At 62.8% G+C, this 18,840-nt stretch carries 21 protein-coding genes; 6 read left to right on the forward strand and 15 right to left on the reverse strand.

Annotated elements, in window-relative coordinates; all coding sequences use genetic code 11:
* Together AB7783_RS10020 and mddA are read left to right on the forward strand one after the other, a co-directional pair.
* Positions 1 to 636 (forward strand): hypothetical protein, encoded by a 636-nt coding sequence (locus tag AB7783_RS10020; protein WP_441277526.1) that lies wholly within the window; start codon positions 1 to 3, stop codon positions 634 to 636.
* Between the two features lie 54 nt (positions 637 to 690).
* Positions 691 to 1,473, forward strand: coding sequence for a methanethiol S-methyltransferase (gene mddA / locus AB7783_RS10025; RefSeq protein ID WP_441277527.1), 783 nt, complete (start codon positions 691 to 693; stop codon positions 1,471 to 1,473).
* 62 nt (positions 1,474 to 1,535) lie between these two features.
* On the opposite strand, the gene der is transcribed toward mddA, so the two are convergent.
* The 6 genes from der to AB7783_RS10055 all read right to left on the reverse strand — a co-directional run bounded on the left by der (position 1,536) and on the right by AB7783_RS10055 (position 6,211).
* The gene (der, locus tag AB7783_RS10030) at positions 1,536 to 2,921 is read right to left on the reverse strand and encodes a ribosome biogenesis GTPase Der (protein ID WP_439077415.1); all 1,386 of its coding nucleotides are present in this window, start codon (positions 2,919 to 2,921) and stop codon (positions 1,536 to 1,538) included.
* Positions 2,922 to 2,974: 53 nt separating this feature from the next.
* A complete protein-coding gene (locus AB7783_RS10035; RefSeq protein WP_441277528.1) occupies positions 2,975 to 3,526 on the reverse strand; it encodes a hypothetical protein in 552 nt (183 codons plus the stop codon).
* 72 nt (positions 3,527 to 3,598) lie between these two features.
* Positions 3,599 to 4,252, reverse strand: coding sequence for a tetratricopeptide repeat protein (locus AB7783_RS10040; RefSeq protein WP_441277529.1), 654 nt, complete (start codon positions 4,250 to 4,252; stop codon positions 3,599 to 3,601).
* A gap of 172 nt (positions 4,253 to 4,424) precedes the next feature.
* Complete coding sequence (locus AB7783_RS10045; protein WP_441277530.1) at positions 4,425 to 4,679, reverse strand: hypothetical protein; 255 nt, start codon at positions 4,677 to 4,679, stop codon at positions 4,425 to 4,427.
* A 94-nt stretch (positions 4,680 to 4,773) separates the two neighbouring features.
* Positions 4,774 to 5,622, reverse strand: a complete 849-nt coding sequence (gene panB, locus AB7783_RS10050; RefSeq protein WP_184517493.1) for a 3-methyl-2-oxobutanoate hydroxymethyltransferase — start codon at positions 5,620 to 5,622, stop codon at positions 4,774 to 4,776.
* Positions 5,623 to 5,626: 4 nt separating this feature from the next.
* Complete coding sequence (locus AB7783_RS10055) at positions 5,627 to 6,211, reverse strand: NnrU family protein (RefSeq protein WP_184517496.1); 585 nt, start codon at positions 6,209 to 6,211, stop codon at positions 5,627 to 5,629.
* A gap of 150 nt (positions 6,212 to 6,361) precedes the next feature.
* On the opposite strand from AB7783_RS10055, the gene AB7783_RS10060 reads away from it, so the two are divergent.
* Entirely contained in the window at positions 6,362 to 7,357 is a 996-nt protein-coding gene (locus tag AB7783_RS10060; protein WP_120292263.1) for a Bug family tripartite tricarboxylate transporter substrate binding protein, read from the forward strand.
* A gap of 218 nt (positions 7,358 to 7,575) precedes the next feature.
* Here the strand turns inward: AB7783_RS10060 and AB7783_RS10065 are convergent, their stop codons facing one another.
* Complete coding sequence (locus tag AB7783_RS10065; RefSeq protein ID WP_441277531.1) at positions 7,576 to 7,953, reverse strand: hypothetical protein; 378 nt, start codon at positions 7,951 to 7,953, stop codon at positions 7,576 to 7,578.
* 288 nt (positions 7,954 to 8,241) lie between these two features.
* Positions 8,242 to 8,847 (reverse strand): hypothetical protein, encoded by a 606-nt coding sequence (locus tag AB7783_RS10070; protein ID WP_441277532.1) that lies wholly within the window; start codon positions 8,845 to 8,847, stop codon positions 8,242 to 8,244.
* Between the two features lie 194 nt (positions 8,848 to 9,041).
* Between AB7783_RS10070 and AB7783_RS10075 the strand changes: the two genes are divergently transcribed.
* On the forward strand, positions 9,042 to 9,707 hold the full coding sequence (locus tag AB7783_RS10075) for a VOC family protein (protein WP_441277533.1): 666 nt from the start codon (positions 9,042 to 9,044) through the stop codon (positions 9,705 to 9,707).
* A gap of 98 nt (positions 9,708 to 9,805) precedes the next feature.
* On the opposite strand, the gene AB7783_RS10080 is transcribed toward AB7783_RS10075, so the two are convergent.
* Positions 9,806 to 11,245, reverse strand: a complete 1,440-nt coding sequence (locus tag AB7783_RS10080; protein WP_441277534.1) for a GGDEF domain-containing protein — start codon at positions 11,243 to 11,245, stop codon at positions 9,806 to 9,808.
* Between the two features lie 199 nt (positions 11,246 to 11,444).
* On the opposite strand from AB7783_RS10080, the gene AB7783_RS10085 reads away from it, so the two are divergent.
* Complete coding sequence (locus tag AB7783_RS10085; protein WP_441277535.1) at positions 11,445 to 11,903, forward strand: SRPBCC family protein; 459 nt, start codon at positions 11,445 to 11,447, stop codon at positions 11,901 to 11,903.
* Between the two features lie 279 nt (positions 11,904 to 12,182).
* Here the strand turns inward: AB7783_RS10085 and AB7783_RS10090 are convergent, their stop codons facing one another.
* Positions 12,183 to 13,802 (reverse strand): peptide chain release factor 3, encoded by a 1,620-nt coding sequence (locus AB7783_RS10090; RefSeq protein WP_089264631.1) that lies wholly within the window; start codon positions 13,800 to 13,802, stop codon positions 12,183 to 12,185.
* Positions 13,803 to 14,008: 206 nt separating this feature from the next.
* Between AB7783_RS10090 and sugE the strand changes: the two genes are divergently transcribed.
* Complete coding sequence (gene sugE, locus AB7783_RS10095) at positions 14,009 to 14,323, forward strand: quaternary ammonium compound efflux SMR transporter SugE (protein ID WP_068731015.1); 315 nt, start codon at positions 14,009 to 14,011, stop codon at positions 14,321 to 14,323.
* A gap of 6 nt (positions 14,324 to 14,329) precedes the next feature.
* On the opposite strand, the gene AB7783_RS10100 is transcribed toward sugE, so the two are convergent.
* The 5 genes from AB7783_RS10100 to AB7783_RS10120 all read right to left on the reverse strand — a co-directional run bounded on the left by AB7783_RS10100 (position 14,330) and on the right by AB7783_RS10120 (position 18,809).
* Positions 14,330 to 15,346, reverse strand: a complete 1,017-nt coding sequence (locus AB7783_RS10100; RefSeq protein WP_089263901.1) for an inorganic phosphate transporter — start codon at positions 15,344 to 15,346, stop codon at positions 14,330 to 14,332.
* A gap of 14 nt (positions 15,347 to 15,360) precedes the next feature.
* Positions 15,361 to 16,005, reverse strand: coding sequence for a DUF47 domain-containing protein (locus tag AB7783_RS10105; RefSeq protein ID WP_089264630.1), 645 nt, complete (start codon positions 16,003 to 16,005; stop codon positions 15,361 to 15,363).
* Positions 16,006 to 16,281: 276 nt separating this feature from the next.
* On the reverse strand, positions 16,282 to 16,956 hold the full coding sequence (locus tag AB7783_RS10110; RefSeq protein WP_439064087.1) for a class I SAM-dependent methyltransferase: 675 nt from the start codon (positions 16,954 to 16,956) through the stop codon (positions 16,282 to 16,284).
* 7 nt (positions 16,957 to 16,963) lie between these two features.
* Positions 16,964 to 17,932 carry a branched-chain amino acid ABC transporter permease gene (locus AB7783_RS10115; protein ID WP_439084935.1) on the reverse strand — a complete coding sequence of 323 codons (969 nt, stop codon included), beginning with the start codon at positions 17,930 to 17,932 and terminating at the stop codon, positions 16,964 to 16,966.
* Between the two features lies 1 nt (position 17,933).
* A complete protein-coding gene (locus AB7783_RS10120; protein ID WP_089263899.1) occupies positions 17,934 to 18,809 on the reverse strand; it encodes a branched-chain amino acid ABC transporter permease in 876 nt (291 codons plus the stop codon).
* Positions 18,810 to 18,840 lie beyond the last annotated feature (31 nt).

Consider the following 18,840-nt stretch of genomic DNA (forward strand, 5'->3'; position numbering starts at 1 on the left):
ATGATCAAGAAACGGCTGTCCAAAGCCGCCGATCGTAGCTTCCGCTTGATTGCAGCACTGTTGATGCGGCGCGCCATTGCGCGGCTGATCTGCATCGACAACAACTCGCTATCCAAGGCAGGATTATCGCGCGCCGCGGTGGCCGAGTTCCTCCAGAGTCCGCTTCGAACCGACCCGCACCGCTTCTTCAGTAGCAAGCATGCGCAGCGCGATGCGCAAGACGTCGATACCGCTCTTGTGTCGGGTCAAGTGTCGCTGCCCCAACCGGACCCGCCTCAACATCTCGCAGATGAATCGATCGCTTTCGACAGCCATCGCGCGCAGATCGATACGCTGCACCGGGGAACCATCATGCGTGCGATCCGACAAATGGTGAGCTTCCGCATTCGGATACTTACGGCTGGCGTGCTCGTCGCCGTCGGCGCCCTGAGTGCTTGCTCCGGCAGCCTGCCCGATCACAATGCGGCACAAATCCGCCGTGATTACCCCGCGCGTTGTCGGCTGCAGCCCGACGCCATTCCGTTAGCGCCGATCATGCGGCCGATCGTGCGCGTGGCCGAGGCATCCCTTCTCCCCGGGAAGCCGCGCGCCAGGCAACCCGAAGCGCGCGCGGGTCCTCCCGGACGGGCCAGCTGAGACAACGCTTACGCTTGGTTAAAATCGACAAGACAACCAGCAAAGGATAGTTCCATGACCCGCTTCATCGCACTCCTCTACGGGCTCGCGTCCTACGCGATCTTCTTCATCACGATTCTTTACGCCATCGGTTTCGTCGACGGAATGATGGTACCAAAAGACATCGACGCGGGAACGCAGGTTCCGTGGCTGGAAGCTGTGCTCGTCAATCTCGCTCTGATGTCGCTGTTTGCAATCCAGCACAGCGTCATGGCGCGGAAGTCGTTCAAGCAGTGGTGGACGCAATATGTCCCGGCTTCGGTCGAGCGCAGCACCTATGTGCTGTTCGCGAGCTTGAGCTTGTTGCTACTATTCTGGCAGTGGCGCCCGATGTCGGCGATCGTCTGGCAGATCAGTAATCCACAACTGGCCATGACCATGACAGGGCTTTCCCTGTTCGGATGGGTCCTCGTCTTCACCAGCACGTTCCTGATCAACCATTTCGAGTTGTTCGGCGTGCAGCAGGTGGTGCAGAATCTGTCTGACCAAAAGCCATCTGCGCCGGTGTTTCGCACGCCGCTCTACTACAAGTTCGTGCGTCATCCGATCTATCTCGGCTTCATCATCGCCTTCTGGGCGACGCCGCTCATGACGTTCGGACATCTGTTGTTTGCGGCCGTCACCACCGCCTACATCTTCGTCGGGATCTTTCTGGAAGAGCGCGATCTGGTCGAGCTGTTCGGCGATGACTATCGTCACTACCGCGATCGGGTGTCGATGATCCTGCCGTGGCGCAAATCAGAGCGTCCGCCTACGCAGAGGCACGCCAATCCGTTCGGGCTCAGCGGCGAGCGATAGGACACAAAACGGAAACGCCGGATCGCGTGCACCGCGATCCGGCGTTTTTTTTTGCTGGCTGATCAGTTCGGCCGCTTGCGCTTATGCGCGAACGGGTTCGCCTTTTCGCGTAGCGTGATGCGGATTGGCGTGCCCGGCAGGTCGAAGGCTTCGCGCAGCGTGTTGGTGAGGTAGCGCAGGTAGCTCGTCGGCACCGCATCGGCGCGCGAGCAGAACACCACGAAGCTTGGCGGCCGTGCCTTGTTCTGGGTGACGTAGTTTAGTTTCAGCCGGCGACCCGATACCGACGGCGGCGGATTCTTGTCGATCGCATCCTCGAACCAGCGATTGAGGCCGGCGGTGGGAATGCGGCGATTCCAGACCGCGTAGGAATCCTGTATCGCCTTCATCAGCCGTTCCACGCCCTCGCCCATCAGGCCGGAGATCGCAACGACCGGCACCCCCCTGATCTGCGGCAACAAGTGATCGGCATCGGTGCGCAGCGCGCCAATCTGGCCGCCCTGCTTCTCGACCAGATCCCATTTGTTGACCGCAAGCACCAGCGCGCGTCCCTCACGCTCGACCAGATCGGCGATGCGCAGATCCTGTTCCTCGAATTTGTTCTGCGAGTCCATCATCAGCACGACGACTTCGGCGAAGCGCACCGCGCGCAGCGTATCGGCAACGGAGAGCTTCTCCAGCTTCTCCTCGATGCGCGAACGGCGGCGTAGACCCGCGGTATCGAAGATGCGGAAGTCGCGGCCCTTGTAGTTGAGCTCGACCGAAATGCTGTCGCGTGTGGTGCCGGCTTCCGGCGAGGTCAGCAGGCGCTCTTCGCCGAGCAGATAGTTGATGGTGGTCGATTTGCCGGCATTGGGGCGCCCGACGATGGCGACGCGTATCGGCCGCGTCTCGATCTCTTCTTCGGGAATGATGACGTCGTCGTCGTCGAATTCTTCCGGCTCTTCGACCGGCTCCGGCATCAGCACGCGCAGCGCGTCATAGAGCTCGCCGAGGCCTTCGCCGTGTTCGGCGGAGACCTGGATGGGATCACCGAGGCCCAGCGCATAGGATTCCATCGCGCCGACTTCGCCGTGCTTACCCTCGCTCTTGTTGGCGAGCAGCAGCACCGGCTTGTTGGCGCGGCGCGCGAAATCCGCGAAGGCGCGGTCGTTCGGCGTCAGGCCCATGCGCGCATCGATGACGAAGAACAGCGCGTCGGCCAGCGCAATCGCCGTCTCGGTCTGCTCCTGCATGCGTGCGGTCAGCGAGCCCTTCGGGCCTTCATCGAGACCGGCCGTGTCGACCAGCGTGAATTCGAGATCGCCAAGCTTGCCCTCGCCCTCGCGGCGGTCGCGGGTGACGCCCGGGGTGTCATCGACCAGCGCAAGCTTCTGCCCGACCAGACGGTTGAACAGCGTGGACTTGCCGACATTGGGTCGGCCGATGATGGCAATGGTATAAGACATAGGTGATCCGTGCGCCCTTTACGGACAGCCTGTCAATGAGAGGGCGCGCGAACTCAGCGCGAGAAACTGCCCGACGGCACTGGTGCCGGGAATGGTGTGGTGGCCTGCTGGGCCGGCGCGGCTGCTGCCGGCTCATCCGGCGGCGGCGCGGTGGTGCTGCGGCGGCGGGCGACCTTCTTGCCTTGCGGCGGAGGCGGTGCGGCAGCCGTGCTGCCTTCCTCGGCCGGTGCGGCATCGGGATCGGCGGGCGCTGCGCCGTCCTGACGGACGGTGCCGACCTGAACAGAGCCACGGCTCTTCGCCTTGCGGCCCTTCGGCTCTGGCGCGCCCGGCGGCGGCTGCAGTGGGGCGGCTGCGACGGGCGCAGCCTCCTGCGCGCGCTGGCGCTCGACATTCTCCTTATAGAGATCGCGCGGCACGCCCTGCTCAAGACCGGGGACGCCGTCGGGGAACACCGGCTTGCGGTCGCCGGGCAGCTTCTTCTTGGTGTCCAGGAAGTCGAGCATGTCGGACGGGTCCCAGCCGGTCATGCTGCCGCAGCCCGTGAGCGCGCTGGACAGCGCGATCAGGACGGCGGCGGAAACGAGGCGTTGCATCGGGCGCATGGACGACTTCTCACTCAACTCGTGATCTGAACGATCGGCTTCAGGTCAGCTTTAATTCGGCTCTTGTCTTGCTCAGCTTTTCGCCGCGGGCGGCAGCAGCGCCTGCAGTGCTTCGGCACGGGTGCGCAGGCTCGCCGGCGTCTCCGCATCGTTGGACATCATGTCCAGCCACTGCCGCGTCGCCACGGCGTTGTTGGCCTTCCATGCCGACAGCGCCAGCAGCTCGCGCGCCGAATGGCGATAGGTGCTGGTATTGGTCGTCGCCGGCTCCAGACGGGTCTGCATCGCCTCATAGGGCGAGGTCTCCAGCAACAGGCTGCCGGCGCGGATACGCGCGAGATCCTGCTCGGGTGCTGGAACGGTGCGATCGGCGATGATGTCGTCATAGAGCTTCACGGCAGCCTGCGGATCGCGCGAAGCAGCCTCGGCAGCGGCGCGCAGACGCGCCAGCGTACGGTAGCCGGACGGCGCCTCGGCAGCGAGCTTGGTGAAGGCGGCTTCCGCCTCGGCATGCTTGTTCTGCTCGGCCAGCTCGACCGCGCGGTCGAACGCCGCACCGGCCACGGCGGCCTTCTTGGCCTCGAGATAACTGTAGCCACGCCAGCCGCCGACGCCGACCACGATCAGAATCGCGACTGCGATGATCAGGAGCGAATACTTCTCCCAGATCTTCTTGAGCTGCTCGCGACGCAGGTCTTCGTCGACTTCATTAAATAATTCAGACACTTAAAGGTATCCTGTCCCCGATGGGCCGCGCTCACCCCGAGCGGCGCCGGGCATATACGCTCCGGCATGGCGGCGGCGATACCCTAGCGTTATGGCGCTGGCAAGGCAAAGCCAGCGCGATCAAAGCGTTATCCCGAAATGCTTAATTTCGAACTGATGCCTTTTAGGCCCGTCAGTTCATGCCGCCGGCGCCGCCGCTGGTGCGGCCATTGGCATTGGACCCGGCGCTGTTATCGCCGAAGGCCGAATTGGCGTTGTTGCCGCCCAGCGCCGCATTGCCGCGGGTGTCGTTGAGCGGGTTTGCGACCGGACGCGGCTCCTCGACGCGATAATGGGGCTTCCGCTCCTTTTTGGCTGGCTCCGCGTGCGAAACCGCGGGAAGCAACGCCAAAACGGCGACAAAGCTCAGGAACTTCAAAACCTTCATCATCAACATCCTTCGCATTGCCCCTGCATTTCAACCCCGACCGGGCCGCAAAATTCCTGCGAAAATCTTGCGTCCGTCTTGCGTCAAACCTGCGTCAGCCCTTCGGCTTGCCGCCATAGACATGTTCCGGTCCTGGAAACGCGCGCGAGCGCACATCGGTTGCGTAACCCTCGATGGCGGCCTCGATCATCGGTCCAAGATTACCATAGCGTTTGACGAATTTCGGCACCCGCGCCGACAGGCCGAGCATGTCTTCGAGCACCAATACCTGACCGTCACAAGCCGGGCTCGCGCCGATACCGATGGTCGGGATCGGAATCGTCTCGGTGATCTTTCGCGCGAGTGGTTCGGCGACTGCTTCGATGACGACGGAGAACGCACCGGCCTGCGCGACAGCAATCGCATCGTTCTGGATCGGACCCGGCACGTTCTCACCGCGCGCAATCGCTTCGGCCTCTTCCTTGCCCTGTGAGCGGAACGAACCGAGCGCCGCGATCGACTGCGGTGTCAGACCGATATGCGCCATCACCGGAATGCTGCGCTCGGTGAGGAACGCGATGGTCTCGGCCATGCGCGCGCCGCCTTCCAGCTTCACGGCGCCGCAATGGGTCTCTTTCAGGATGCGCGCGGCAGAATGAAACGCCTGCTCTTTCGACGCTTCATAGGAGCCGAACGGCATGTCGACGACGACCAGCGACTGTTTGGAGCCGCGCATCACCGCATGGCCCTGCAGGATCATCATCTCCAGCGTCACCGGAATTGTCGTCTCGAAACCGTGCATCACATTGCCGAGCGAGTCACCGACGAGGATCACGTCGCAATAGCGATCGACCAACGAGGCCGTATGCGCATGATACGAGGTGAGCATCACGATCGGCTCGCCGTTCTTGCGCGCGAGAATATCCGGTGCGGTCTTGCGCCTGATGGCCGACTGAACTGACATGAACTTAAGCTCCGAACACGGGAACGCCGATCACCACCGGATGGAAAGCGAAACCCAAAGCGATATAGGCGACGATGCCGACTGCAACCGCAATCGCGTCATTCATCGGACCGCCCACCGGGATCGGCGGACCGCCGGCATCAGCGCGATGTTTCATCGAGATGCGATCGATCACCGCCCAGGCCAGGAATGATCCGAACAGGATGATCGAGCCGAGATCGCCATTGGCGAGCAGATGCGCGGCGGCCCACAGCTTGATGCCGGCGAGCATCGGATGTTTCAGCGTGGTGTAGATGCGGCCGCGGATATAGGACGCAGTGACCATGATCACCGCCGGCAGCATCAGCGCGACGGTGATGTGCTTCATCGCCAGCGGCGGCGTCCAGACATTGATCCAGCCGGTCGCGCGATATTGCGCGAAGCCCCAGATGATCAGCGCGAGGCCGATAGCGGAGATCAGCGCAAAGCCGAGCTTGTAGACGCTCTCGCCCAGACGCGCGATCAACTGCGCGCGCGCCTCGCGCCTGATGATGAACAGGTGAATGCCGAGAAACAGCACGAGGCCGAGGATCATCACGATCAGTCCCATGATGTCCAGTCCTCTCGCCCGGGCGGTTGCGTGCCGGATGGGTTGCCCGCCCTGAAATTCCCACTATGGTCCCGCCCGGCCTGCGGATTTTAGCCGCCTTTGGCGCCGGTCAGACGGCTTCCGGGTATCACTTTTCAGGGGACGCACGCAATGCTGCGAAACGACACGACACCTACCCGCCTTCACCTTGCGCTCGCAGCGCTGTTGTTCGCGACGCTGCCCTTCGCAGCGCACGCGCAGGCGCCCGTCTGGCCGCCCAAGCTTGTTCGCATCATCGTGCCGTTCGGCGCCGGCGCAAGCCCGGACATCGTCGGCCGCGTGCTCGCCGACAGTCTGCAGACGCGGCATCCCGGCACCAATTTCGTCGTGGAGAATAAGCCCGGCGCCTCCGGCAATATCGGCACCGACGCCATCGCCAAATCCACGCCGGATGGTTCGACCATCGGCATCTCGCTCGGCGGCCCGCTCGCCATCAACACGCTGCTGTTTGCCAAGCTGCCCTACAATCCCGACACCGACATCGCACCGATCACTTTGCTGACGCAGCTCCCCAGCGTGCTCGCAGTGCCGACCAGCCTCGGCGTCAATACGGTCGCGGAATTCCTGGCCAAGGCCAAAGCCGATCCGAAGGGCCTCGGCTACGGCTCGATCGGCGTCGGCACGCTGTCGCAGCTCTGCATGGAAGCGATCGCGCAGAAGGCCGGCGCCAATATGGTGCACATCCCCTATCCGTCCTCGCCCGCGGCGACCACCGCGCTGATCCGCGGCGATGTGCAGGTCGCATGCCTCCCCGCCATCGGCGTCACGCCGCAGCTCGCCACCGGCGCTGTAAAGATCCTCGCCGTCACCACTGCGAAGCGCTCGCCGTTCCTGCCGGATGTGCCGACACTCACCGAGAGCGGCATCGACGTGCAGTCCGACGCCTGGAACGCGCTGGTCGGCCCGGGCGGGCTGTCAAAGGAAGTGGTGGCGACGATCAATGCCGAAGTGACGCAGACGCTGGCCGAACCTGCCGTGATCGAGAAGCTGAAGCTGCAGCTTATCACGCCGTCACCGACCACGCCGGATCAGCTCCGCAAGCGCATGGCCGATGAGAAGGCGCTGTGGGCCGAGGTGATCAAGGCCGCGAAGATCAGGATCGATTGAGGTCTAACCTCTCCCCGTTCTTTACGGGGAGAGGTCGCCGCGTCTTCGCGGCGGGTGAGGGCATGGCACGATACCAGCCACATATATATGCTGCCCCCGGATCTCGCGTGACCAACCCGAGAATCCGCGTTTGCCTCACCACCAGACAAGGCCCCTCACCCGCCCGGCTTCGCCGGTCGACCTCTCCCCGCAAACGCGAGGCGAGGTAAGAAAGACCGTCACACGAACCGGCAGTTTCGCGCGGTTTGGGCCATGCCGGACGACGACGAGGTCGGAATGCTGTACCTCGCCTCGCTCGGCGTTTGGCCGCGTGCGGGGATGATCACCGTGCCGTGGTCCTTCACCGAGCCCTTGGCGCTGGTTACCGTGACGTCGATGCCGCAGGCGATCTTGCGGGCGCAATTGTTCTCGAAGTCCATCTTGAACGAATACTTGCCGTTGTCCTGCCAGAAGCCGACATACTTGTCGCCGACGCAGGCCTTGGCTTCCTCGGTCCAGCTGTCGGGCTCGGGCCAGAACAACAAGGCGCTGCCGCCGGTGAGCGCGCCGACAGCGCAAACAATTGTCGCAATCAACACGAACCTGCGTCCAAACATCGCCGCCTCCGGAGTGGTTTCCCCTTCGTCGCGGCGGGTGGCGCAGCGGTTCACTCTCTTAACCTCTCCCCGCTCTGCGCGGGGAGAGGTCGAAACGCGTGCGCAGCGCGTGTTTCGGGTGAGGGGCATGGCACAAAGCCAGCCACGAAGAAGCACCCTCGGATCTCGATACTGCAGACCCGAGATTCCGCGTCCTCCCCCCGCCATTCAAGGCCCCTCACCCGGAGCCGTCGCTACGCGCCGACTCCGACCTCTCCCCGCAAATGCGGGGCGAGGTTAGGAAGCAGCTTACTTCCCGGACTGCTTCTCCAACTCCCGGTTATCGACATAGCGGATCATGATCGGCCGCCCGGCGACCGCGCCACCGAGACTCTTGGTGAGTTTCAGCGGCAAGCAGCTATGGAGCGAGGCGTTGATGGCCTTGAGATAGGTGTCGCGTGTGTCCTGCGGCGCGTCCTTGCTGGCAAAGGTCACGCGCGGCGGGGCGATCGGCGTGCCGGCCGTATTGAACGAAAACATCACGGACATCTGCATGCCCGCACGCGCACTCTCCGGTGCGGGCGGCGACCAGCACGACCGCAAGGTGGCGAGCAGATCACCGAGCGTATCGAGATCGTGATCCGGCTTGCGATAGCGGTCCTGCTGATCGCCCGGCGGCACGCTCAGCACCGTGACCTGCAGGTTCTGGCCGATCGGATAATCGATCTCGGGAATGCACGGCCCGTGATCGAACACGCTGCAGGTGGACGGCGTGCACGGCTCGCCGTCCAGCACGCTGCACGGCCTATGCGAAAAAGGCACTGCATCGCCGGCGCGCAGCCGCCGCGCCTCCGCCTGCCCGGCGAATGCCGCCACTACGCCGGCGATCAACAGCAACGTGAGGTTCCGTGTCATTCGGACACCTTTGCAAATGCGCCCTCACCTGAAATGATACAGGCGTGTGGCATCATCAAGATCGGGATGGGTCACAACCGCACGAGCAGACCAACAAACGGAACGCCGGCCAAACGCCCGATTGCAGACATTGTTGCGCCTGTGCGCAGCCCGGCACGTCGTCGTCATCACACCCCGACCTCAGGAGACCTGACATGAGCAGTCCCCAGGTGCATCGTGATACTTCCGTCACCATGAAGCTCGAAATCGTCGTCATTCCCGTGTCGAATGTCGACGCGGCCAAGAGTTTTTACGCAGGCCTCGGCTGGAGGCTCGACGCCGACTTCGTGGTCGGCGACGACTATCGCGTGATCCAGTTCACGCCGCCGGCTTCGGATTGCTCGGTCATCTTCGGCAAGAACGTCACTGCCGCAACGCCCGGCTCGGCACAGGGCCTGTATCTGATCGTCTCCGACATCGAGGCCGCCCGTGCAGACCTGCTCGGCCGCGGCATCAAGGTGAGCGACGCCTTCCACGCCGGAGATGTCAATGTCGGGCCGGACGAACCCTATTTGTTCGGGCGACTTCGGGTGAACGGCCTCGATCCCGCGCGGGCCAGCTATCGCTCCTTCGCATCATTCAGCGACCCGGACGGCAATGGCTGGCTGTTTCAGGAGATCACCGCGCGACTGCCCGGGCGTGTCGATGCCAGTGCCACGACGTTCAGCTCTTCCGCGGATCTCGCAGCCGCCTTGCGGCGGGCGGCCGTCGCCCATGGCGAGCACGAGAAGCGCAGCGGCGGCCAGCATGACGAGAACTGGCCGGACTGGTATGCCGATTACCTGGTGCGTGAGCAGACCGGCGAGCCGTTACCGACATAGTGACGCCATCGCGCTGCACATGGAATACATCACAACTGAATCGTCTGACGCAAAGCTGGATGACTCGCGCACCCATCTTTGCGAAACCGAATTCGACGTCAGAACCGGGCGCTATCCTGGCTCTGCAGCTGCGGAAGCGCGTATCCGGATCCAGCGACTGGCGCGTCGGCAGAGGCGCTTAGCATGCGGGAAATTGTGCGATTGCGGCCGGTCCGCTTCGCTTCGTAAAGTCGCCCATCGACCCGCTTGTACAGGCTCGGCCAGCTATCTCCCGGCTGCAACGTCCCCACGCCGAAGCTCGCAGTGACCTGCCTCGCTCCACCCGGGACGGCAAAGCTGTTCTGCTCGATCGCGATCCTCAACCGTTCGGCATAATCAACCGCTTCCTGTTCGTCCGTATCCGGAAGGAACACCGCAAATTCCTCGCCGCCCAGCCGCCCGACGATGTCGCGTTTGCGCGACGCGTTGCGCAGCATGCGCCCCACCTCTCCGAGGACATCGTCCCCGACGTCATGGCCGAGGGTGTCATTGATGCTCTTGAAGTTGTCGATGTCGCACAAGGCGAGCGCAGCACGGCTCGGTCCGTGTTTGCGCAGATGGGCGGATACCCGTTCTTGAAAGCCGCGCCGGTTCAGGATGCCGGTCAACAGATCGACATCGCGTTCGCGACGAAGATCGTCGATCATGTCGGACACCGCCGCGGCGAGGATGGCCAGCGCCAGGCCGGCGCCGAGCACGGCGAGCGAAAGCTGGAGTGCTTGCCAAAACATCGAATTGCTGAACGCGGTTCTGTCGACCGGCGCGGAAAATCCGACCGTGAGCAGGGTTCGCGGAAAAAAATGCAAACCAAACAGCAACAGCACCCAGAACAGGACCCGATCGACATACGGACCACGCGTCAAGGCAGTGAGCCGCGATGCTGCGATGAGCATCAGGAGGCCGTAGCCGAAATTCTGGATGTAGACCCGGGCGATGAGACTGCGATCGATATAAAAGAAATAGGCGAGCAGAAGAACGAAGCCGGCAAGGATCGCCATATCGATGACCGGACCGAGCCCCTTCCCCGAACGCACCAGGATGCCCTCCACGGCGGCGATAACCGCCGACGTGTAGAGCGCGCCCGAGACGATGGCATTGGGCCCCGCGCCGGGCGGCCAACTCAAAATCTGCGACATCGCACCGAGGGCAAACAGGACGCACGCGCCGGCCAGTAAGAGCAGGTAGTTGCGCTTCTTCTCGACGAGCCACGCGCAGACGAAGGCAGCCCCGAAGACGAACAATATTCCGGGCGTGATCAGTTGGAGCGTAGTTCTGACGATGACCCCATTCATCTCGCTCAAACTTTCCAAAAGGCCCAGGTCGTCGTGACGCACGGCTTGGGCACCGGTACCTCGTAGCCAGAGAACACTATCAAATTTGACCGGAAATGCCTCAAATGCGAGTCGATGACGGGAACCGGGTTCGTCACGCCCGACGTCAAAGGCCGCGAATACATCGTCAGCCGCCCGGTTCACAAGGGAAGATGGATGGCCGGTCATCTCGCGAAGCCGCGCTTCGCGCGTTGCACAGCCAAGACGTGGGAAGAGTCTACCGCCCAACTCATACGTCATACACGGGCTTGACCCACGTACCCATCTTCCCCGACAAACCTCCACACAATACGCAACGCCGTTGCGCACTCATCAAGAACACGACCGTTCACAACTGCGCGAACAGACCGCGGAGGAACCGCCAGCCATGACCACACCCAAGACACCGACGCATCCGTTCGAGCGCAGCCACTCCATCGTGATCGCGGCTGCGCCCGAAGCCGTGTTCGACTACGTCACCAATCCGAAAACATGGCCGCAATGGCTGCCCTCCTCGCACGACATCGACTGCCAGGATCGTCCGATGCGGTTCGGCGACACGTTTCACGAACACTGGTCGACGCGGTCGGGCCCGGTCGCGCTGGACTGGCTGGTGATCGCCTGCGAACGTCCGCGGCTCTGGATCGGCCTGACACATATGAGCATCACCGGCCCGATTGTAGTGCAATATGTCTGCGCCGAGGTCGATGGCGGGACGAAGTTCACGCGTACTGTGCGCAACCCCGCGCGGCCAAAGGAAGCGACGACGGAGATGATTGCGCGGATCGATGCGGAGGCGGAGTTGGGGCTGGCGAATATCAAGAGGATCGTGGAATCTCGTGCCTAAGGCTGTGGCCTGGAGGTCGCACAAACTTCATATCCATTCCACTACTTAACTATGTAGGAGCAGCGGCCGATTCTCTGTTGCCTTGACTGACGATAGTTGCGGACACGCTTCGCGGTCAGGAATCTTTCTTTAAGAATTCAGCGATACGGTCTTCTCAAGCGGTTCATGTATTGCGTACCGCTAGCAGGTTGAGATCCGCCGGAGCGACCCGGCGGATCGTCCTCGCTTTTCGTGAGAACGCTGCCTCACCGTATAGACCGACGTCGAACGCGCAGTCTCTCACCCCTGCTTCTTCACGTCCTTGATATCCGAGAACACGATCCCTTCCGCGCGTTCCTTGGTGTAGTTCAGATAGAAATCGTTCTTCGCCAGGAACACCGGGTCGCCGTCGACATCATCGGCGACGCCGGAATTGTTGTTGGACATGAAGGTCTCGAGCTTCTTTTTGTCTTCGGATGAGATCCAGCGCGCCAGCGAGAATTCCGAGACTTCGAAGCTGACAGGCAACTGATACTCCGCATCGAGCCGTGCCTTCAGCACGTCGAGCTGCAGCGGGCCGACGACGCCGACCAAAGCCGGCGCGCCGTCGCGTGGGCGAAACACCTGCACGACGCCCTCTTCCGACATCTGCTGCAGGGCTTCCTTGAGCTTCTTCGCCTTCATCGCGTCGCCGAGGCGCACACGACGCACGATTTCCGGCGCGAAGCTGGGCACGCCGATGAAGGTGATGTCCTCGCCATCGGTCAGCGTGTCGCCGATCCGCAGCGTGCCGTGATTGGGAATGCCGACCACGTCGCCGGCATAGGCCTCGTCCGCAATAGCGCGGTCCTGCGCGAAGAAGAACTGCGGCGACGACAGCGACATGTTCTTGCCGGTGCGCACCAGCTTGGCCTTCATGCCCCTTGTCAGCTTGCCCGAGCACAGCCGCGCAAAGGCGATGCGGTCGCGGTGGTTGGGGTCCATGTTGGCCTGGATCTTGAACACGAAGGCCGACATCCGGGGCTCGTCAGCCTCTACCTTGCGCAGGTTGCTCTCCTGCGCGCGCGGCGACGGCGCGAAACGGCCGAGGCCTTCCAAGAGATCGCCGACGCCGAAATTGCGCAGCGCACTGCCGAAATAGACCGGCGTCATATGGCCTTCGCGGAACGACTGCAGATCGAACGGTTTCGAGGCTTCCTTCACCAGTTCGAGTTCGTCGGCGACCTCGCTGGCATCGAGATTGGGGTTGCGGCCGGCCAGATCGGCAATCTTGATCTTCTCGGCTGCGCCGGTCTTGGCGCCGCCGCCCTCGAGCAGGCGGATGCCACCGGTTTCGATGTCATAGGTGCCCATGAAATCGCGGCCGCGGCCGACCGGCCAGTTGATCGGCGTGGTGTCGAGCGCCAGCGTCTTCTCGATCTCGTCCAGCAGATCGAACACGTCGCGGCTTTCGCGGTCCATCTTGTTGACGAAGGTGATGATCGGGATGTCGCGGAGGCGACAGACCTCAATCAGCTTCAGCGTGCGCGCCTCGATACCCTTGGCGGCGTCGATCACCATGACAGCCGAGTCGACCGCGGTGAGCGTGCGATAGGTGTCTTCCGAGAAGTCTTCATGGCCCGGCGTGTCGAGCAGGTTGAAGACGTGGCCCTGGAATTCGAAGGTCATCACCGAGGTGACGACGGAGATGCCGCGGTCGCGCTCGATCTTCATCCAGTCGGAGCGCGTGTTGCGGCGCTCGCCCTTGGCCTTGACCTGGCCCGCCAGATTGATGGCGCCGCCGAACAGCAGCAGCTTTTCGGTCAGCGTGGTCTTGCCGGCGTCAGGATGCGAGATGATCGCGAAAGTGCGGCGGCGGGCGACCTCATTGGCAAGCGGGGAACGCGCGGCTGAGTCGGCGGAAAGGGCGATATCGGACATAAACGTGCCTGTGGCAGGGAAAACGGGCGCAATCAAGGGATTTTGGGCGGGAAACTGGCCGAAGTGGCGACCATCGGCCGCGTTGCGATCCGGCTGCGTGGGTCCCATATAACCCCTGCGAGGACGACCTCCAAATCATCATCATCCGGCAAAGGGAGACCTTTGCTTGCAGGGACGGCCCTGTATTTTTACCAGGAGGCCGTTCCATGGCTTGGTTGTTGCTGTTCATCGCGGGTTTGCTCGAAGTCGGCTGGGCCGTTGGGCTCAAATATACCGAAGGCTTCACCCGCCTCGTCCCCTCCGTCCTTACCCTGATCAGCATGACTGCGTCCGTCGGCATGCTCGCCCTCGCCCTCAAGGAACTGCCGATGGGAACCGCCTATGCGGTGTGGACCGGCATCGGCGCGGTCGGCACCGCGGCGCTGGGCATGTACCTGTTCGGCGACCCGGCAACGGTGGCGCGGATCACCTGTATCGGGCTGATCGTGGCGGGCATTGCCGGGCTGAAGCTGGTGTCGTGACCTGCGTCAGATAAAGCTCAGATGCAGCAGCTTCACGATCCACCAGGTCGCGGCGGCGACGATCGCCGCGGCCGGGATCGTGATCACCCAGGCATAGACGATCGAACTCGCCACGTTCCAGCGCACCGCTGACACACGACGTGCCGCGCCGACACCGACGATCGCGCCGGTGATGGTGTGCGTGGTCGAGACGGGAACGCCGAGGAACGTCGCCGCAAATAGCGTCGCGGCGCCGCCGGTCTCGGCGCAGAAGCCCTGCATCGGCGTGAGTTTAGTGATGCGCAGGCCCATGGTGCGGACGATGCGCCAGCCGCCCATCAGCGTGCCCAGCGCCATCGCCGCCTGACATGACAGCACGACCCAGAACGGCACGGAAAACTCCGTGCCGAGATGGCCCTGCGAGTAGAGCAGCACTGCGATGATGCCCATGGTCTTCTGCGCATCATTGCCGCCATGGCCGAGCGAATACAGCGAAGCCGAGACGAATTGCAGGATGCGGAAGGCGCGGTCCACGGCGAAGGGCGTCGAGCGCACCGAGGCCCATGACACTATAGCCACCAGCACCAGCGCCAGCAGGAAGCCCACCAGCGGCGACAGCACGATGGCCAGCAGCGCCTTGGACAGTCCGGTCCACAAGGCCGCAGAGAGACCTGCCTTGGCGACGCCCGCCCCAAGCAAACCACCGATCAGCGCATGCGACGAGCTCGAGGGAATGCCGAGGCCCCAGGTGATCACGTTCCAGACGATGGCGCCCATCAGTGCTGCGAAGATCACCGCGGGATCGATGACGCTCGGCTCGATGATCCCGGTGCCGATGGTGTTGGCGACATGCAGACCGAATACCAGGAAGGCGATGAAGTTGAAGAACGCCGCCCACAGCACCGCATATTGCGGCCGCAGCACGCGCGTCGAGACGATCGTCGCGATCGAATTGGCAGCGTCATGCAGGCCGTTGAGAAAGTCGAACAACAGTGCGATGGCGATGAGGCCGATCAGCACCGGAAAGGCGAGCGTGGCGTCCACCTGATGGCCCTGCCTTATACTTGTTCGATGACGATGCTGTTGATCTCGTTCGCGACGTCGTCGAAGCGGTCGGCCACCTTTTCAAGGTGCTTGTAGATCTCGGCGCCGACCACGAAATCCATGGTGTTGGCGTCACGATGCTTGAGAAAGAGCTCCTTGAGCCCGATGTCGTGCAGATCGTCGACGCGGCCTTCGAGCTTGCCGACTTCCTCGGTGATCGCCGTGAGCAGGCCGACATTATCGCCGATGGCGCTCATCAGCGGCACGGCGCGACCGACAAGGTTGGCACACTCCACCAGCAGCGTGCCGATTTCGCGCATCGGCGGCTCGAACTGGCGTACCTCGAACAGCATCACCGCTTTCGCCGTCTGCTGCATCTGGTCGATGGAATCATCCATCGCCGTGATGAGGTTCTTGATGTCGACGCGATCGAACGGCGTGATGAAAGTACGGCGAACGGCGGTCAGCACCTCGCGGGTGATGGCGTCGGCGTCGTTCTCGAACTGGTTGACGCGCTGGCAGTAGACCGGCGTCTCGTCGCCGCCTTCCAGCATCCCCGCAAGCGCCTTGGAGCCCTCGACCACGGTCACTGAATGGCGGGCGAACAGGTCGAAAAACCTTTCCTCCCGGGGCAGAAAGGACCGGAACCAACGCAGCATCATCTCATCCAACTGTCAGGAAAACGCAGCGACTGGACCGCCAGATGGCGGACATGGTCCCGCGGGGCCACCGCCGGCGGCCCTGTGTCACACGGATGTCATAAAGCATTTCCGGCCAAGACGGGCAATCGCGCACCTTTTAGGCCCGATCATCCACCGCTTTATGACAGCCTGCTTTTCCTGAGGCAGTGCCTGGATTTAGAGCGACCGCTTGAAGTAATGCGCGATTTCGCCATTCACGCTGCGGCGGAAAGTCGACCGCAGCCCCCTCCACAGCTACGCCCTGTAGGCGACCCAGCCCCGGAACGTGAACCCGGCATAGAAAAGGGCGATGTCGGTGAAGCCCGCGTCCCGCAGCAGGGCTTCGTCCTGCTCCGGCGACAGCAGCGGCAAGCGTTCGCCGATCGCCGAGATCGCATTCTCCGCATTGGCGGCCGGTACGCCGGATGCCGCCGCAAAAGCTGCGTAACGGGACAGCCATCTGGCCTTTTCTCCGTCGTGCTGGGGAAAGCTGTGGTGGGCGACGACGAAGGGAGCACCCGGCTTGAGCCGCCGGTGCACCTCGGCCAGCGTGCGTCGACGCTCCTCCTCCGGGATGAAATGCAGGGTCAGGATGCAGGTCGCCGCATCGAACGGCCCCTCGGGCGCGCCGTCGATATAGCCTTCATGGAGATCGACGCGCGATGCAAGCGGACCGAGCATGCGCTTGGCCAGTCCCAGCATCTCGGCCGATGGATCGACGCCGCAAAAACGCCATCCAGGCCGCGTCGCCGCGAATGCTTTCAGCTCCAGTCCGCCGCCCGCGCCAAGCACGAGCACATGGGCGTCGTCCGGCGCTCGTTCCGCAAGGAGAATACCCGCCATCTGCTGCAGCCCAAGGAAGCCCGGCACTTGCCGCACCGGGCCTTCTGCATAGCGTGCCACCGCCTCCGGATCGGAGAAGTAGGACAACGGCGAACTACAGCGACCGCTTGAAGTAATGCGCGATTTCGCCAATGACACCGCGGCGGAAAGTCAGCACGCAGACCACAAAGATCACGCCCTGGATCACCGTCACCCACTGGCCGAAGCCGGCGAGGTATTGCTGCATGGCGATGATCACGAAGGCGCCGACCACGGGACCGAACAGCGTACCGAGGCCGCCGACCAGCGTGATCAGCACGATTTCACCGGACATGCTCCAGTGCACGTCAGTGAGCGAGGCGTTCTGCGCCACAAACACCTTCAGCGCGCCGGCGAAGCCCGCCAGCGTGCCGGACAGGATATAGGCCAGCAGCTTGTATTGATCGGTCTTGTAGCCCAGCGACACCGCGCGCGGCTCGTTCTCGCGAATGGCCTTCAACACTTCGCCGAACGGCGAGTTGATGGCGCGGTAGATGATCAGGAAGCCCAGCGTGAAGCCGGCCAGGATCACGTAATACAGCGTGATCGGCTTCGAGAGATTGAACAGGCCGAACAGGATGCCCTGCGGAATGCCCTGGATACCGTCTTCACCATGGGTGAACGGCGTCTGCAGATAGACGAAGTACAGGAGCTGCGACAGCGCCAGCGTGATCATGGCGAAGTAGATGCCCTGACGACGAATCGCGATCAGGCCGGTGACGACGCTGAGCGCAGCGGCCGCGACGACACCGACGACGATGCCGAGTTCGGGCGTCAGGCCCCACACTTTCAGCGCATGCGCCGTGCAGTAGCCGGCGGTGCCCAGGAACATCGCGTGGCCGAAGGACAGCAGACCGCCATAACCGATCAAAAGGTTGAAGGCACAGGCGAGCAGCGCGAAGCAGAGCGCCTGCATCACGAAGAACGGATAGACGCCAGTGAGCGGCACGACCAGCAACAGTGCGGTCATGATCGCAAAGGCGACCATCTCGTCTTTGACAGTGCGGCGGGGTGACGGAATGGCGTTTTCAGTGATCGTTGTCATATCAGGCAGCCCGTCCCGTCAGTCCGGAAGGTTTCACAAGGAGCACCAGCACCATCAGCACGAAGACGACGGTGTTGGAGGCCTCGGGGTAAAAATACTTGGTCAGACCCTCGATGATGCCGAGGGCGAAACCGGTGATAATGGAGCCCATGATCGAGCCCATGCCGCCGATCACGACGACCGCGAACACGACAATGATCAGGTCCGCACCCATCAGCGGGCGAACCTGGTTGATCGGCGCCGACAGCACGCCGGCAAGTGCCGCCAGACCGACGCCGAGCCCGTAGGTCAGCGTGATCATCAGCGGCACGTTGATGCCAAAGGCGCGGACCAGCGTGGGGTTTTCCGTCGCGGCGCGCAGATAGGCGCCGAGCCGCGTACGCTCGATCAGGAACCAAGTCGCAATACAGACCACCAGCGAGAAGATAACGACCCAGCCGCGATAGATCGGCAGGAACATGAAGCCGAGATTCATACCGCCCTTCAGCGCATCCGGGATCGCGTAAGGCAGACCCGACGAGCCGAAGTAATTCTGGAACACACCCTGGATGATCAGCGCCAGACCGAAGGTCAGCAACAGGCCATAGAGATGGTCGAGATTGGCGATCCATTTCAGCATGGTGCGTTCCATCACCATGCCGAACAGGCCGACCGCCAGCGGCGCCAGGATCAGCGCCGGCCAGTAACCGATGCCGGCCAGATTGAGCAGGAAATATGCCGCGAAGGCGCCCATCATATAGACGGCGCCATGGGCGAAATTGATGATGTTCAACATGCCGAAGATCACGGCGAGACCGAGACTTAACAGCGCATAGAACGAGCCGTTGATGAGTCCGACCAGCAATTGCGCAGACAGGGCCTGTAGATTGATCGACATGTTGTTCTCAACTTTTATCGCAGGAAAGTCT

Origin of the sequence: Tardiphaga sp. 172_B4_N1_3 (assembly GCF_052076035.1) — a bacterium.
GTDB classification, from domain to species: domain Bacteria; phylum Pseudomonadota; class Alphaproteobacteria; order Rhizobiales; family Xanthobacteraceae; genus Tardiphaga; species Tardiphaga robiniae.

Coding starts and splice junctions, on each gene's coding strand:
- AB7783_RS10020 (WP_441277526.1), top strand. CDS start 1: ATGATCAAGAAACGGCTGTCCAAAGCCGCCGATCGTAGCTTCCGCTTG.
- mddA (WP_441277527.1), top strand. CDS start 691: ATGACCCGCTTCATCGCACTCCTCTACGGGCTCGCGTCCTACGCGATC.
- der (WP_439077415.1), bottom strand. CDS start 2,921: ATGTCTTATACCATTGCCATCATCGGCCGACCCAATGTCGGCAAGTCC.
- AB7783_RS10035 (WP_441277528.1), bottom strand. CDS start 3,526: ATGCGCCCGATGCAACGCCTCGTTTCCGCCGCCGTCCTGATCGCGCTG.
- AB7783_RS10045 (WP_441277530.1), bottom strand. CDS start 4,679: ATGAAGGTTTTGAAGTTCCTGAGCTTTGTCGCCGTTTTGGCGTTGCTT.
- panB (WP_184517493.1), bottom strand. CDS start 5,622: ATGTCAGTTCAGTCGGCCATCAGGCGCAAGACCGCACCGGATATTCTC.
- AB7783_RS10055 (WP_184517496.1), bottom strand. CDS start 6,211: ATGGGACTGATCGTGATGATCCTCGGCCTCGTGCTGTTTCTCGGCATT.
- AB7783_RS10060 (WP_120292263.1), top strand. CDS start 6,362: ATGCTGCGAAACGACACGACACCTACCCGCCTTCACCTTGCGCTCGCA.
- AB7783_RS10065 (WP_441277531.1), bottom strand. CDS start 7,953: ATGTTTGGACGCAGGTTCGTGTTGATTGCGACAATTGTTTGCGCTGTC.
- AB7783_RS10070 (WP_441277532.1), bottom strand. CDS start 8,847: ATGACACGGAACCTCACGTTGCTGTTGATCGCCGGCGTAGTGGCGGCA.
- AB7783_RS10075 (WP_441277533.1), top strand. CDS start 9,042: ATGAGCAGTCCCCAGGTGCATCGTGATACTTCCGTCACCATGAAGCTC.
- AB7783_RS10080 (WP_441277534.1), bottom strand. CDS start 11,245: ATGACCGGCCATCCATCTTCCCTTGTGAACCGGGCGGCTGACGATGTA.
- AB7783_RS10085 (WP_441277535.1), top strand. CDS start 11,445: ATGACCACACCCAAGACACCGACGCATCCGTTCGAGCGCAGCCACTCC.
- AB7783_RS10090 (WP_089264631.1), bottom strand. CDS start 13,802: ATGTCCGATATCGCCCTTTCCGCCGACTCAGCCGCGCGTTCCCCGCTT.
- sugE (WP_068731015.1), top strand. CDS start 14,009: ATGGCTTGGTTGTTGCTGTTCATCGCGGGTTTGCTCGAAGTCGGCTGG.
- AB7783_RS10105 (WP_089264630.1), bottom strand. CDS start 16,005: ATGCTGCGTTGGTTCCGGTCCTTTCTGCCCCGGGAGGAAAGGTTTTTC.
- AB7783_RS10115 (WP_439084935.1), bottom strand. CDS start 17,932: ATGACAACGATCACTGAAAACGCCATTCCGTCACCCCGCCGCACTGTC.
- AB7783_RS10120 (WP_089263899.1), bottom strand. CDS start 18,809: ATGTCGATCAATCTACAGGCCCTGTCTGCGCAATTGCTGGTCGGACTC.